This window comes from Segatella oulorum F0390 (genome assembly GCF_000224615.1).
GTDB classification, from domain to species: Bacteria; Bacteroidota; Bacteroidia; order Bacteroidales; family Bacteroidaceae; genus Prevotella; species Prevotella oulorum.
Genome location: NZ_JH114215.1, coordinates 1,429,591 through 1,443,086 on the forward strand (window position 1 = coordinate 1,429,591; position 13,496 = coordinate 1,443,086).

Sequence of the window (13,496 nt, forward strand, 5' to 3'; positions counted from 1 at the left end):
ACGTCCCTTAACGTTAATATCATTCTAAATCTTTTAAAACAGAAAGTGGCTGAAATAGATTCCGTAACTTTGCTGTCCTTATGAGTACAATAATATATCCCGCCCCTATTTTCGGTCCTGTTCACAGCCGAAGATTAGGCATTTCATTAGGCATTAACCTCATGCCTGCAGATGGAAAGGTCTGCACTTTCGATTGCATTTATTGTGAATGTGGATTTAATCAGAGCCACATTCCATCGCAACGCCGTCCCACACGAGAGGAAGTGAGGCTGAAACTTGAGGTTAAACTCCAAGAAATGGCTGCCCAAAAGCAACTGCCCGACGTACTCACTTTTGCCGGAAATGGCGAGCCTACCGCACATCCGGCCTTCAAAGAGATTATTGTTGACACCCGAATGTTGCGCGAGAAATACTGTCCCAACGCAAAGATCAGCGTGCTCAGCAATAGCACATTCATCCATCATCCCAACGTGTTCGAGGCACTGATGCTCGTAGACAACAACATACTTAAATTAGACACTATCGACGCAAACTATATCCAACGCGTTGACCGACCTACAGGATTACATTACAAGGTGGAAGAAATTATCAAGAACATGAAGCGCTTTCAAGGGCATATCATCATTCAAACCATGTTTCTAAAAGGGCAAGACATGCATGGAAACGATGTAAGCAACCTCTCAGACCACTACGTCTTACCCTGGTTAGCTGCTGTTAAAGCCATACAACCTCAATCGGTGATGGTCTACACCATTGACAGAGAGACACCCGATCAAACCCTCTTTAAGGCTACTCCACAAGAACTTGATGCCATCAAAGCACAGGTTATTGCAGCCGGAATACCCTGTTCTGCCTCCTATTAAGGTGCCATTTAGCTTATGACAAAGAACTAAAAAGGCGAAAGTCTCAACAACTTCCGCCTTTTATTCATATAAAAAATACGATTATTCAATCTTAAATTACCCTTATTCGGCTAATTTATTCTCTGAACCCAATACGTCAGTGATCTTATGTTTGTACATATCGATCATGTAGTTGCGGGCAACCTTGCCATATTGACGTGGATCAAAGTAGTCGGGATGCTCTGCCAATGTCTCACGAACACCTGCCGTATAAGCCAAACGAGAGTCTGAATCGATATTAATTTTGCATACAGCACTCTTCGAAGCCTTACGGAGTTGCTCTTCAGGGATACCCACTGCGTTAGGCAACTTGCCACCAAACTTGTTGATGATATCCACATATTCCTGAGGAACAGAAGATGAACCATGCAATACAATGGGGAATCCAGGAAGCTGTTTCTCAATCTCTGCCAACACATCGAATGCCAATGGAGGAGGAACTAAGCGACCGGTTTTCGGGTCACGTGTGCACTGTTCGGGCGTGAACTTGTAGGCACCATGAGACGTACCAATAGAAATTGCCAACGAATCGCAACCTGTACGTGTAGCGAAATCAACAACTTCTTCGGGCTTGGTGTAGTGAGAAACTTCAGAAGCCACTTCGTCTTCAACACCTGCTAACACACCTAATTCGGCCTCAACCGTAACATCAAACTGATGTGCATATTCCACAACCTTCTTCGTTAAAGCGATGTTTTCCTCGTAAGGAAGTGCAGAACCATCAATCATCACTGAAGAGAAGCCCATGTCTACACAGTTTTTGCACAACTCAAAGCTATCACCATGATCCAAATGGAGCACGATTTCGGGATGCGCACAACCCAATTCTTTTGCATACGCAACGGCACCTTCAGCCATATAACGAAGGAGAGTTGGGTTTGCATAGTTACGAGCTCCTTTAGAAACCTGAAGAATAACGGGCGACTTCAATTCTGAAGAAGCGGTGATAATTGCCTGGAGCTGTTCCAAGTTGTTGAAATTAAATGCAGGAATTGCATAACCACCTTTGATTGCTCTTTTGAACATTTCACGCGTGTTCACAAGACCTAAATCTTTATAACTAACTGCCATAATTATGATTTTTATTTAAATGAATGAATGTTCCAAATGAATTGCTATCACTTTTTATAAGTACTGCAAATTTAACATATTCTTTTGAGAACGCAAAATGTTATTCTTGTTTTTTACTGGATGAAAGTTTAAAAAGTCTAAAGCCTGCAAAATTATCACCTTTACGCTTTATAATTGCCACATAGATATAACAAAGTAGGCCCTTTCAGGATACCGCTTCATGGGCCTTACGCAACAATTCTGATGCAAAAAGCAACACCACAAAATAACCAAAGAGGGGGATAACAAATGGTGCTATCAGGTTAGAAGCATCGGCAATAATCCCCATCAGCAAGAAACCACATCCACCAATAGGGGTCATCATCAGCAGAGATGCCGCACTCTTTTTAAGGTTTCCCAATCCGTTCAGCGCCAAAGAAAAGATGGTTGGAAACATGATGGCCTCAAATAAATAGTTGGCTATGAGTGCCACCATGCTGATTTTACCTAAGCCCAGCAACACCACTACCATAGAACTGACGCTGCCTGCAGCACAAAGGAGCAACAATTTCTCGGCACGGACATACTGCATCAGCCAACTACCCACAAAGCGTCCCACCATAAAGAAGCCTAAAGCAACGGTCAAAATGACGCTGGCTGTACGGTCGGTCATATATCCTTCGCCGGTCATAAAGTTGATGAAATAACTATTAATCGATATTTCGGACACCTCATAAGCCAGCAAAGCGAAAAGCCCAAACACAAACATCGGATGATAACGAAACAGTTTCATGATGCGTGTTCCTTTCACTTCATCATCGCTTGACGCGGCATGTTTGATTTCAGGAAGCTGCACCCGTGAGAAAACCAATGCGATAAGAAGCACCAAAATGCCTAAGATGGTATAAGGTACCACGATCTCTCCCTCGCCAACAGAGCCGCCAAAAAGGAATTGTCCCACGATAAATGTTGCAAACAAACTGCCTAAGCCATTGAATGATTGCGAAAAATTCAATCGGCTTGTGGCTGTCTCTTTTGCGCCAAGTTCCGTAACATAAGGGTTAGCCGAGGTCTCTAAAAACACCAAACCACACCCTATTATAAATAAAGCAATCAAGAAAGTGTAGAAGGAATGGAGCGCCGAAAGCGGGACAAACAAGAGTGCTCCGAAGCCAAACAGCAGCAATCCCATCACCACACCCAACCGATAGCCATGACGATTGATAAACCATCCGGCAGGAATGGCGGTGATGAAATAACCCAAATAGGTTGTGACTTGAATCAACGACGATTGCGTTATGCTAATGTCTAATGCGTTTTGGAAATGTTTATTGAGCAAATCTAGTATCGCACGTGCAAAGCCCCACAAGAAAAACAATGAGGTGATGAGCACAAACGGCACGAAATACTGCCGATTGGTTAATGTGGCTTTCTTCATATCGAATGGCTGATGCTGCTTAAAAAACAGATTTATTTCGTTGCAAATTTAAGACAATCATAAGAAAAACGCAAACTTATGATGAAGTTTTATTTCATACATCGCCATCCCTCCACACGCATACTTTAACATAAACTCCTCTCCAAAGCGCCTTCTACCACAAAGAAGAGTGCGCTTTCAAAGCGCTTTCGTGCGAGCCTTTTACGGCAAAAAACAACGACAATTATTCAGAGTGGTGCGCATTTTTCTCACGTTGCCGACGCTCTTCTTTCTTATCTTGCAACCGAAAATAAAGTGCCCATCCCAAAAACATCAATAAAATTGCTGTTAAAAAAAGTTTATTCCTGCCATAAGATGCCTCCTTTATTGTTTCTTATTCTCGTTTTCTTTTCCATCTATAAGAAAGAGACTTACCCCAATCATCACTCCAACAACGATAACAGGATAGATAAAATCATACCATTTCCATTCATCTGACCCACTAAAGCATGCATTTTTCTGCACCCTTCTATCGGGAAATAGTGCGCAGACTATTTAGAATGGTGTGCATTTTTCTCACGTTGCCGACGCTCTTCTTTCCGATCTGCATAATCAAAGTAGAGCTTCCAGCCGAACAACATTAAAACAATTCCCGTTAAAAAGAAATCTACCCCTGTCATAATCCTTCTCCTTTATGTTGTTTACCATCACCTTTCTTGCTATCAATGAGAAGAAGACCAATCCAAATGGTCAATGCTACGGCAATTATCGGATAGATAAAGTTATACCATTTCCATTCATCCGACCGGTTAAACAAAGCCGAAATCAACACTGCGGTAATGATATATTTGGCTATATCTAAAGACAAATCGCCCAATTTCTCCCTTTTCTTAGTGTTCATGGCGCAAATATAAACAATTAAAATGAGACCTGCAAGTTTTTCATTCGCAAATGAAATGCAACAAAAAAGCTATCCTTTTGTCACACAAAGTGATGGCGATTACCGTGCAATCTGCACCACTTTACCGTGCAAAAGCATAGCTTTTTCTTTGCAATTTATAGCATCCTTATAACCAACTGGTTACAGAGGCTATCAAATAACCTTATTGCAAAGGCTCCACATCAAACTGGATGGCACTGCCAGTAGCCGCATCATAGCGAATATGTGTGGTAAATTTCTTACCAAAAAGTTCGCTGCTGATGGCTTCTGTCCGCCCAAACTGCCCTGCAGGGGTTTCGAGTTGCGACAGCAAAATGTTGCCATCATAGAGCAAGAGCTTTATTTTTCCGGGCAGATTTACATATACCCCAATGTCTTCTTTGCTCTTCTTTGCATCCACAGGTTGCTGGAAAGTCGCCACTTGATGCAGGTCTTGCACATGCACTATGAGCGGTCGCCCTTCCACATTATTCGCATCTAAGATGCCCGCATGGTCGGAAAAACGGCACAAGGTGTGGCGCATGACATTGGGTTGCGGCACAAAAGAGAGCACCACTTCGGCTGTATCGCACACCGTTGTCCCCTTAAACTCCTGCAACAAGGCCTGCTCCTGCCGATTCAGATTATCCATCATCAGACGCAACTGTTCGCCATCTTTAGGCATAAAATCGGCCTCACCGCGCGTGAGTTGATTGCGACTGTCGCGGATTTCATAAATATCAGACGCGATAAGTGCTGCCATTTTGCCTTTTGAACCGGCAGAGAGAATGTCGGCATTCATAAAATCGCGTGGATTTAAAGGGGTGGCTTTCGGTGCAGAAACGAAGGGCTTGGGTGGCGCAGGTTCCTTTCCTGTGGCATTAATAGCCAACAAAATGCCCGCAGGATTGCGGTCAACTTTGATGATGCTATGCTTTTTATCCAGCAAAACCGTGTGTTGTTTTGCCGTGTCTGCAATGCCTACGGGCAACATCTTTGCTTGCACGACGCGATAAGTGGTTGTGGGTTCGAAAGCCACCTGTTGCAATTTGAGATACTTTTCGCCATACGCTGCCAAATCACCTGGTGTATAAACCGTCTTTTCTACCAGCAAACGCACCTGTATAGCCGTTTTAGGCAGACAATAGGTAGCACCTTCTGCCACATTTTGTGCATGGCCAACAACCCATAGAAGGCACAGCCATAAACTCCATATTTTTTTCATATTTCCATAATTTCTATTCACGAATACGTAGGAATGCCTTGGGCAAATAGGCAATCATATCCGAAGCTAAAAGACTTTCTTCGCCCAAATCGCGCACGGCTAAATCGCCCGCTAAACCATGAAGATACATCCCTACGAGACAAGCATCCTTTGAATGATAGCCCTGTGCCAACAATCCTGTGATAATACCCAGCAGCACATCCCCACTACCTGCTGTGGCCATGCCTGCATTTCCCGTAGGATTGAAGAACACTTTCCCATCAGGTGTGCACAAAGCGGAATAGTGACCTTTGAGCAAGATATAACCATGTATGCGCTCAGCTAACCGAATGGCTTTCAAAAGACGGTCGTAACAGCCATTTGAAACAACCCCTTCTAAGCGATCAAACTCTGCCGGATGAGGCGTAAAGATAAGCCCTTCGGGCAACTGTTGCATCCAAGCGCGATGATTTCCCAAGATATTCAGGGCATCAGCATCTAACACCATGGGGCATTGTGTGCGCCGAATTTGGGCAATGAGAGCAATAGCGGTTGTCTCATTCTTACCCAATCCCGGTCCCATTCCAACGGCCTCATAATCGTCGGTTTCTACAGGTTCCGAGAAAATCGTTTCTTCTTTATCCATCTGCAATACCGCTTCAGGAACGCTGGTTTGCATAATTCCATAGTTACGTTTAGGCGTATGCACAATGACTTTGCCGGCTCCCGCCCGCAAACAAGCGCGCGTTGCCAACACAGCTGCACCCGCCATGCCATAACATCCCGCCACCAAAAAGGCTGTACCCATGTCGCCTTTATGCGCAAAAGGGGAACGTCGGTGCAACCGATTACGAATATCTTGCTCTTCAAGTAGCTGATATTGCGCAACGGTTTCTTGGATATAGGTGGGTGAAAGTCGGATATCCAACACGCGCACTTCACCTAAATAGGGCTGATTATCAGCCAAAAGCATACTGAGTTTTAATTGTTGCAGCGTAAAAGTGTAATCGGCGCGTATAATGTTCTGCCGCACATTATACGTATTATCTTCGGTCATCAGTCCCGAAGGCAAATCAATGCTGACTACTTTGGATGGACTTTGATTGATATATTTCACCAAAGAAGCGAAACCTCCCGCTAAAGGTTTGTTTAAACCGCTTCCAAACAAACCATCAACAACCACCATATCAGCTGTTAATTTAGGGGGTTCAAAGTCAACAACGACCTCATGAAAGTCCTTTAAATTTTTGCCATCAAGTGCCCGTTGCTTATTTTTTGCACAATCTTCTGAAAGATGGTCATGAATATTAAACAAATAAACGCTCACTTCATAATCATGCGAAGCCAGCATTCTTGCTACGGCAAGCGCATCACCACCATTGTTTCCGGAACCGGCAAACACCACAAATGGGGTTTTGTTAGTCCATGTTTGCATGATGTTATAGGTGATAGCCTTGGCGGCTCGCTCCATTAATTCAATCGATTCAATAGGCTCATGGGCGATGGTATAGCTGTCGAGCTCACGAATTTGAGCGCTGTTGAATATCTTCATACTAATCGTTATAGTTGCTGCAAAAATACAAAATTAATGCTAATTGGTGGGGAGCGTTTCCTATATTTTTAGTAAATTTGCAACAAATTAATCCTATTCGCACCGATGAATATTATCAAAATCAAGGACTTAACGTTCAAAACGTTTATTCCCGAAAAAGAGATTTTACAGCACGTAAAAGCAGTTGCCGAGGAAATCAATCGCGACTTAGCAGACAAGAACCCACTGTTCTTGGCCGTGCTCAATGGCTCTTTTGTCTTTGCAGCCGACTTATTGCGTTATATTACCATCCCTTGTGAGATCTCTTTTGTGAAGTTAGCTTCCTATCAAGGCACCATTTCAACAGGAGAAGTCAAAGAAGTTATCGGTCTGAATGAAGATATATCGGGGCGCACTGTGGTGATTGTTGAGGACATTGTTGACACGGGACAGACCATGAAACGGATGTTAGAAACCTTAGGAACACGCAATCCCGGGTCGCTACATATCTGCACATTACTTTTAAAACCAGAAAAGTTGCAAGTGCCACTCAACATCGAATATGTCGCAATGGAAATCCCAAATGATTTCATTGTGGGCTATGGTTTGGACTATGACCAGCAAGGTCGTCAGCTTCGTGATATTTATACCGTGGTTGAACCCTAAAGAACGAAGATTCAGTTAGTATTATTTTATAAAATCATAATGAAGAATATTGTTATTTTTGGCGCTCCAGGTGCCGGAAAAGGTACACAAAGCGACAAGATGATTGAGAAGTATGGCTTCGGCCATATCTCTACAGGTGACGTACTACGCAATGAGATTAAGAATGGAACAGCGCTTGGAAAGACCGCAAAGGGCTATATTGACAACGGCCAATTAATTCCGGATGAGCTGATGGTTGACATCTTAGCACATGTTTATGACAGCTTCGGCAGCCACCATAAAGGTGTAATTTTCGACGGTTTCCCACGTACAACACCTCAGGCTGAGGCGTTGAAAAAGATGCTTCATGAGCGGGGTCACAAGATAGCTGCAATGATTGAGCTCGCCGTTCCAGAAGAAGAACTGATGGCACGCTTAATTAATCGCGGCAAAGAGAGCGGCAGAAGTGATGACAATGAGGAGACGATTAAAAAACGTTTGAATGTGTACCACACCCAAACGGCTCCTTTGATTGACTGGTATAAGAAGGAAGGTGTGCACCATCATGTAGAGGGTTTAGGCACAGTCGAAGAGATTTTCGCGCGCATTGCCAGCGAGATAGACCAACTTTCTGAATAAAATCAATCTGCAAAGCATAGCATGGCTGACTCCAATTTCGTAGACTACGTCAAGATTTATTGTCGCTCTGGCAAGGGCGGACGAGGCTCTATGCACCTCCGTCACGTGAAATATCAGCCCAATGGTGGGCCAGATGGCGGGGATGGAGGTAATGGAGGCAGCATCTATCTGCGGGGCAATCACAATTATTGGACGCTGCTCCATCTGAAATACCAGCGCCATATCTATGCGGAACATGGCGGAAATGGTGGACGAGACAAGTGCCATGGCACCAATGGAAAAGATGTTTACATCGATGTTCCATGCGGTACGGTGGTCTACAATGCTGAAACAGGCAAGTATATTTGTGATGTAACCTACGACAAGCAAGAAGTGCTTTTGCTCAAAGGTGGACGCGGAGGCTTGGGAAACTTTCAGTTTCGCACATCAACTAACCAAGCTCCTCGCTACGCACAACCGGGAGAACCCATGGAAGAAATGACGATTATCATGGAGCTTAAGCTGCTGGCTGACGTCGGATTGGTGGGCTTTCCCAACGCAGGGAAATCAACATTGCTCTCAACTTTATCGAGCGCTCGTCCCAAAATCGCCAACTATCCTTTCACCACCTTAGAGCCTTCATTAGGCATTGTGGCCTATCATGACCACAAATCATTCGTGATGGCCGACATTCCTGGCATCATAGAAGGTGCAAGTTCGGGTAAAGGTTTGGGGCTTCGCTTTCTGCGTCACATCGAACGTAATTCGCTTTTGCTGTTCATGGTGCCGGGCGATACCGACGACATCAAGCACGAATATGAGGTGCTGCTCAACGAATTGCAGCAGTTTAACCCCGAGATGCTTGACAAACATCGTGTGCTGGCCGTCACAAAGAGCGACCTTTTGGACGATGAACTCATCGAAATGCTTCGCGAAACGCTGCCCGAAGACCTCTCCGTGGTATTCATTTCATCGGTAACGGGCTTAGGATTAAACGAACTAAAAGACGTGTTGTGGCGCGAACTCAATAGCGAAAGCAACAAGTTACAAGAGATTACTGCTGAAGATACCTTGGTGCATCGCGATAAAGACATGCGCATTTTTGCAGAAGAAATGCAAGCCGAAGATGCCGACTTCGACGACATAGAATTTGTTGATGAGGATGAAATCGAGGACTTAGACGACTATGAATACGAAGTAGAGGAAGGAGAATGAGGCCACAGTTACACATATACGACATAGCAAAAGGTGTCTTTGCTTTTAGCTCTTTGCGTAAGGGCGGTGTAAGCAAAGGCACCTTTTGTGCGTTCAATATTAACGAATATTGTGGCGATTCGTTAGAACATGTAACACGAAACAAACAGCTTTTGGCAGCCACCTTGGGCATTCCCTCGCAAAACATTCTCGTTCCTCACCAGGTGCATGGTACAAAAGTGGCCTGCGTTGATCAAGAGATGCTGAACCAACCCACTGAGAAACGGCAAGAATATTTAGACGATGTTGATGCGATGATTACGCAAGAACGTGGCCTCTGCATTGGTGTTTCGACAGCCGATTGCATCCCTATCCTGCTTTATGATGCGCAACAGCAAGCCATTGCAGCCGTTCATGCAGGATGGAGGGGCACCGTTGCACGCATTGTTGAGAAGACAATCCACACCATGGCACAGACCTTTGGCACCCAGCCTCAACACCTCTATGCCGCCATTGGCCCTGGAATATCGCTCGAAGCGTTTGAAGTGGGCGACGAAGTGTATGAGGCTTTTCAGCAAGCTGCATTCGATATGTCGGCCATTGCATGCCAAAAAACGAAATGGCATATTGACCTTCCGCGATGCAATCAACTGCAACTCATTGAGAAAGGTGTGCCTCCCCAGCACATCATCATGAGCCATATCTGCACCTATCAGCAGTCAGAAGACTATTTCTCTGCACGGAAATTGGGCATACATTCAGGGCGTATTTACTCGGGAATCATGTTACAACCCGCTCATTTTTAAGCAACCCACCATTCTAAACACTTTAGACTTATGAAGAAAAAAATCCAAGTACTATTATTTTTGAGTTTCTTTTGCATGCTGTGCTCAGCTTTTATGCCTGCAAAAGACAAATTTACAGCCGCCGAACAGCAACAGATAAGTATCGCGACACCTGGGCTCTTTGCCCGTTCAAACGCCTTTCAAATCAACCTAAGCGACATTGGGAAAGACAATTTTTCATTTCCATTGCCCGTCGGAAAAGCAAACCTCGCGGACGATCATCAAACCCTTGAGATTGCAACGAAAGAAGGAGACGTGGTGAAAGCCATGCTGAACGGTACGGTGCGCCTTGCAAAAACGATGGGAACGAATGGGAACACGATCGTCATTCGCCACGATAATGGCCTTGAAACCGTTTATGCAAACAATGCACAAAACCTCGTAAAAGTAGGAGATAAAGTGCAGGCTGGGCAAAGCATTGCGATTGTTGGGACTGACAACACATCGACAAAGTCGAAAAAGAAAGGACTTTGCCGCTTCTTCATCATGATTAATGGTGGAAAAATTAATCCCGATGTGGTCTTGGAAATCCGTGGACACCGGCTAAGAAAAAAGACACTTGTCTGCACCAAGAATGGGAAATATGTAGATGTAGCCCTCGCCGAAACAAAGAATAAACCTGAAAAAGAAGACAAGATTGACGAAGAAAATCCATTCAGCAACCGAGAATCTTTCAAATGGAACCTCTCCTATTTAGAAAAAGAAGAGTGGGCTTATCCGCTCCCGGGAAGTCATGTCATCAGCCCTTATGGCGGGGCTCGCCACCATTCGGGTGTTGATATCAAAACCATTCCCAATGATAAAATCTTGGCAGCCTTTGATGGTGTCGTCGTTAGGAGCAGTCCTTTTTCGGGCTATGGTAATTGCATTCGCATCAAACATAAATATGGTTTTGAAACCCTTTACAGCCATCAGTCTAAGAATTTAGTGAAAGTGGGCGACAAAGTAAAGGCAGGACAAGTGATTGGTTTAACGGGAAGAACAGGCAGAGCCACGACAGAACATCTGCATTTTGAACTCTTCTTCCAAGGACATAGGCTCAACCCTGCCGTTATTTTCGACCATACCAACAAATCGTTACAGCAAGTAACGCTCACATTGAGTAAGAATGGCAATGTGAAATCAACCAAGAACTATTACGCAAACAAATAGCGTTTGCAAGCGATGGTGCTTTGCACGTGCGCGCCATCGCATGAGATTGCTCACAAAGAGTGGGCATCGAGGATAACGATGCGCGCCAACCAATAGCATCATAACTATTGGTTGGCGCGCTAAGTGTATACGTCATCAAGCGCCACGAGGTAGCCCTTATATAATAAGGTGTCATTACCGGTGCGCTCCTGAAGTAACAAAAGCACACACTACCCCACTTCTCATCCTCATGATGCACACGGCCCCACCGTCAGAAACGATGGAAAGTGCAGGACTTACTCTTTAAAACAAGAAAGAAAAACCGTCGGAAAGTTGCACAAAACAACACTCTTGTGCATGAAACAGGCGCTCGAATGTTAAGGCTATTTAAATAATATCGCGAAATAGTAGCATTTTAGAGCAATAGAAATACCTTTGCGGAGATTTTTATTAGTAATTTTAAAGATGAATAAATTAAAATTCGTTTTCATAAGCACTGCAATGGTGTTGTCGCAACAAACCTTTGCAGGCGGGTTATTAACCAACACCAATCAAAATGCAGCCTTTGACCGCATGCTGAGCAGAGATGCAGCCATTGGCATCGATGGTGTTTATGCTAACCCCGCAGGTGTGGCTTTCTTGTCACCGGGTTGGCACTTGTCGTTCAACTGGCAGCTGGCCTTTCAAAGCCGAACGATCAAGAATTCGTATCCCCTTTTCGCACGCAACCAGCAAAATCCTTCTACGGAAAGAACCTTCGAGGGCAAGGCTTTTGCCCCCGTTATTCCTTCGATTCAAGCGGCATACAACTGGAACAAGTTTTCTTTCCAGGCGATGTTTGGCGTAACAGGAGGCGGTGGAAAATGCACTTTCGATAATGGTTTAGGTTCATTCGAGAAGGTTGTTGGCGAAACTGCACAAGGAGTTAATCTGTTGGCACAAGCTTTAGACCATGCGACAGGCAATGTGTTGGGGCTGTCTTCGGCCAATAAGTTTGGTAACCAAGGAACCTATGCTTTTGAAAGCTACATGCGTGGCCGCCAATATTACTACAGTTTGTCGCTCGGTGCAGCCTATCGCATCACCCCGGAGCTTAGTGCTTTTGCTGGCGTTCGCGGCATTTATGCCATGAGCAACTACTATGGTTACGTGCGAAACATCAAGGTTGGAAAGGTGCCACTTTACACCATGCTCGACAAAACCAAACCTTCTTCGGCCGATATTCAATTGAACTGCGACCAAACGGGGATTGGTTTTACCCCCATCATCGGCGTTGATTACAAAGTAGGCAAATGGAATTTTGCTGCGAAATATGAGTTTAAGACGCGCATACGTCTAAAGAACGAGTCGGTAAATCAATTACCCAGCATTGGAAACCTGCCCACCACCTTGGGCGCTATGCTCATTACGGAGGCACATTACACGCCCGCTCAAGCACAAGCGCTTCTCACTAATCCTGCAATTTCAGGTGGTATGCAATTACTCAAACAGCAGTTCGACCACAAAATGGATGAAGCTATCGGCGAGTTTTCCGATGGGAAGACCATTGCAAATGACATTCCGGCCTATTTAGCTTTGGGCGTTGGCTACACGCCTACCGACCGTTTAAAGCTCAATGTGGGTTTCCATTTCTTCGACGACAAGCACGCTACGAGCTACGGACACCGCGAAAAGAAATTGAAACGCGGCACACTTGAATACAATGCGGGTGCGGAATACCAGGTTAATCAGTGCTTAACCGTGAGTGCAGGTTGGCAAAACACGAGCTATGGTCTGACGAAAGAATACATGGACGACAAGTCGTTTGTGGCCAATTCTAACTCGGTTGGTGCGGGCGTTTGCCTGCATCTGGGCGAGAAGATGAACCTCAACTTGGGTTATTTCCACACCTTCTACGGCCATGTGAATGGTGATGCCGGCAACTATAAGGCCGACTTCACGCGCAATAACAACGTGTTTGCGGCGGGGTTAGATATTAACTTCTAAGTAATTCGATAGGAATTATCGCGTAATATGATAGCAATTACCGCGTAATTCGAT

Annotated in this window: 13 protein-coding genes; 7 read left to right on the forward strand and 6 right to left on the reverse strand. The window is 44.8% G+C overall.

Annotated features, from left to right (window positions below; translation table 11 throughout):
• Positions 1 to 80 precede the first annotated feature (80 nt).
• On the forward strand, positions 81 to 863 hold the full coding sequence (locus HMPREF9431_RS06155) for a radical SAM protein (protein WP_004380322.1): 783 nt from the start codon (positions 81 to 83) through the stop codon (positions 861 to 863).
• A 102-nt stretch (positions 864 to 965) separates the two neighbouring features.
• On the opposite strand, the gene HMPREF9431_RS06160 is transcribed toward HMPREF9431_RS06155, so the two are convergent.
• The 6 genes from HMPREF9431_RS06160 to HMPREF9431_RS06180 form a co-directional block, all read right to left on the reverse strand.
• Positions 966 to 1,973, reverse strand: a complete 1,008-nt coding sequence (locus HMPREF9431_RS06160) for a class II fructose-bisphosphate aldolase (protein ID WP_004380323.1) — start codon at positions 1,971 to 1,973, stop codon at positions 966 to 968.
• 205 nt (positions 1,974 to 2,178) lie between these two features.
• Complete coding sequence (locus HMPREF9431_RS06165) at positions 2,179 to 3,390, reverse strand: MFS transporter (RefSeq protein ID WP_004380324.1); 1,212 nt, start codon at positions 3,388 to 3,390, stop codon at positions 2,179 to 2,181.
• 530 nt (positions 3,391 to 3,920) lie between these two features.
• Positions 3,921 to 4,049, reverse strand: a complete 129-nt coding sequence (locus HMPREF9431_RS13640; RefSeq protein ID WP_004380325.1) for a hypothetical protein — start codon at positions 4,047 to 4,049, stop codon at positions 3,921 to 3,923.
• Positions 4,046 to 4,270 (reverse strand): DUF6722 family protein, encoded by a 225-nt coding sequence (locus tag HMPREF9431_RS06170; protein WP_004380326.1) that lies wholly within the window; start codon positions 4,268 to 4,270, stop codon positions 4,046 to 4,048. Before HMPREF9431_RS06170 ends, HMPREF9431_RS13640 begins: the two co-directional genes overlap by 4 nt.
• 202 nt (positions 4,271 to 4,472) lie before the next feature.
• Complete coding sequence (locus tag HMPREF9431_RS06175; protein ID WP_004380327.1) at positions 4,473 to 5,513, reverse strand: DUF4831 family protein; 1,041 nt, start codon at positions 5,511 to 5,513, stop codon at positions 4,473 to 4,475.
• A 13-nt stretch (positions 5,514 to 5,526) separates the two neighbouring features.
• Positions 5,527 to 7,044 (reverse strand): bifunctional ADP-dependent NAD(P)H-hydrate dehydratase/NAD(P)H-hydrate epimerase, encoded by a 1,518-nt coding sequence (locus tag HMPREF9431_RS06180; protein WP_004380328.1) that lies wholly within the window; start codon positions 7,042 to 7,044, stop codon positions 5,527 to 5,529.
• 105 nt (positions 7,045 to 7,149) lie between these two features.
• Here HMPREF9431_RS06180 and hpt point away from each other — a divergent pair, with 105 nt between their 5' ends.
• The 6 genes from hpt (at position 7,150) to HMPREF9431_RS06210 (ending at position 13,442) form a co-directional block, all read left to right on the forward strand.
• Positions 7,150 to 7,689: a hypoxanthine phosphoribosyltransferase gene (hpt, locus tag HMPREF9431_RS06185; RefSeq protein ID WP_004380329.1), complete on the forward strand. Its 540-nt coding sequence runs from the start codon at positions 7,150 to 7,152 to the stop codon at positions 7,687 to 7,689.
• A gap of 39 nt (positions 7,690 to 7,728) precedes the next feature.
• Positions 7,729 to 8,307, forward strand: a complete 579-nt coding sequence (locus tag HMPREF9431_RS06190; RefSeq protein WP_004380330.1) for an adenylate kinase — start codon at positions 7,729 to 7,731, stop codon at positions 8,305 to 8,307.
• 21 nt (positions 8,308 to 8,328) lie between these two features.
• On the forward strand, positions 8,329 to 9,501 hold the full coding sequence (gene obgE / locus HMPREF9431_RS06195; RefSeq protein WP_004380331.1) for a GTPase ObgE: 1,173 nt from the start codon (positions 8,329 to 8,331) through the stop codon (positions 9,499 to 9,501).
• Positions 9,498 to 10,286, forward strand: coding sequence for a peptidoglycan editing factor PgeF (pgeF, locus tag HMPREF9431_RS06200; protein ID WP_004380332.1), 789 nt, complete (start codon positions 9,498 to 9,500; stop codon positions 10,284 to 10,286). The genes obgE and pgeF overlap by 4 nt, the downstream gene beginning before the upstream one ends.
• A gap of 30 nt (positions 10,287 to 10,316) precedes the next feature.
• Entirely contained in the window at positions 10,317 to 11,477 is a 1,161-nt protein-coding gene (locus tag HMPREF9431_RS06205; RefSeq protein WP_004380333.1) for a M23 family metallopeptidase, read from the forward strand.
• 444 nt (positions 11,478 to 11,921) lie between these two features.
• Complete coding sequence (locus tag HMPREF9431_RS06210; RefSeq protein WP_040560940.1) at positions 11,922 to 13,442, forward strand: OmpP1/FadL family transporter; 1,521 nt, start codon at positions 11,922 to 11,924, stop codon at positions 13,440 to 13,442.
• Positions 13,443 to 13,496 lie beyond the last annotated feature (54 nt).

Bases quoted from the DNA above. Each gene is read 5' to 3' on its own strand.
- HMPREF9431_RS06180 (WP_004380328.1), bottom strand. From the start codon at position 7,044: ATGAAGATATTCAACAGCGCTCAAATTCGTGAGCTCGACAGCTATACC.
- hpt (WP_004380329.1), top strand. From the start codon at position 7,150: ATGAATATTATCAAAATCAAGGACTTAACGTTCAAAACGTTTATTCCC.
- HMPREF9431_RS06160 (WP_004380323.1), bottom strand. From the start codon at position 1,973: ATGGCAGTTAGTTATAAAGATTTAGGTCTTGTGAACACGCGTGAAATG.
- HMPREF9431_RS06205 (WP_004380333.1), top strand. From the start codon at position 10,317: ATGAAGAAAAAAATCCAAGTACTATTATTTTTGAGTTTCTTTTGCATG.
- HMPREF9431_RS06210 (WP_040560940.1), top strand. From the start codon at position 11,922: ATGAATAAATTAAAATTCGTTTTCATAAGCACTGCAATGGTGTTGTCG.
- HMPREF9431_RS06155 (WP_004380322.1), top strand. From the start codon at position 81: ATGAGTACAATAATATATCCCGCCCCTATTTTCGGTCCTGTTCACAGC.
- HMPREF9431_RS06165 (WP_004380324.1), bottom strand. From the start codon at position 3,390: ATGAAGAAAGCCACATTAACCAATCGGCAGTATTTCGTGCCGTTTGTG.
- HMPREF9431_RS06190 (WP_004380330.1), top strand. From the start codon at position 7,729: ATGAAGAATATTGTTATTTTTGGCGCTCCAGGTGCCGGAAAAGGTACA.
- pgeF (WP_004380332.1), top strand. From the start codon at position 9,498: ATGAGGCCACAGTTACACATATACGACATAGCAAAAGGTGTCTTTGCT.
- HMPREF9431_RS06170 (WP_004380326.1), bottom strand. From the start codon at position 4,270: ATGAACACTAAGAAAAGGGAGAAATTGGGCGATTTGTCTTTAGATATA.
- HMPREF9431_RS06175 (WP_004380327.1), bottom strand. From the start codon at position 5,513: ATGAAAAAAATATGGAGTTTATGGCTGTGCCTTCTATGGGTTGTTGGC.
- obgE (WP_004380331.1), top strand. From the start codon at position 8,329: ATGGCTGACTCCAATTTCGTAGACTACGTCAAGATTTATTGTCGCTCT.
- HMPREF9431_RS13640 (WP_004380325.1), bottom strand. From the start codon at position 4,049: ATGACAGGGGTAGATTTCTTTTTAACGGGAATTGTTTTAATGTTGTTC.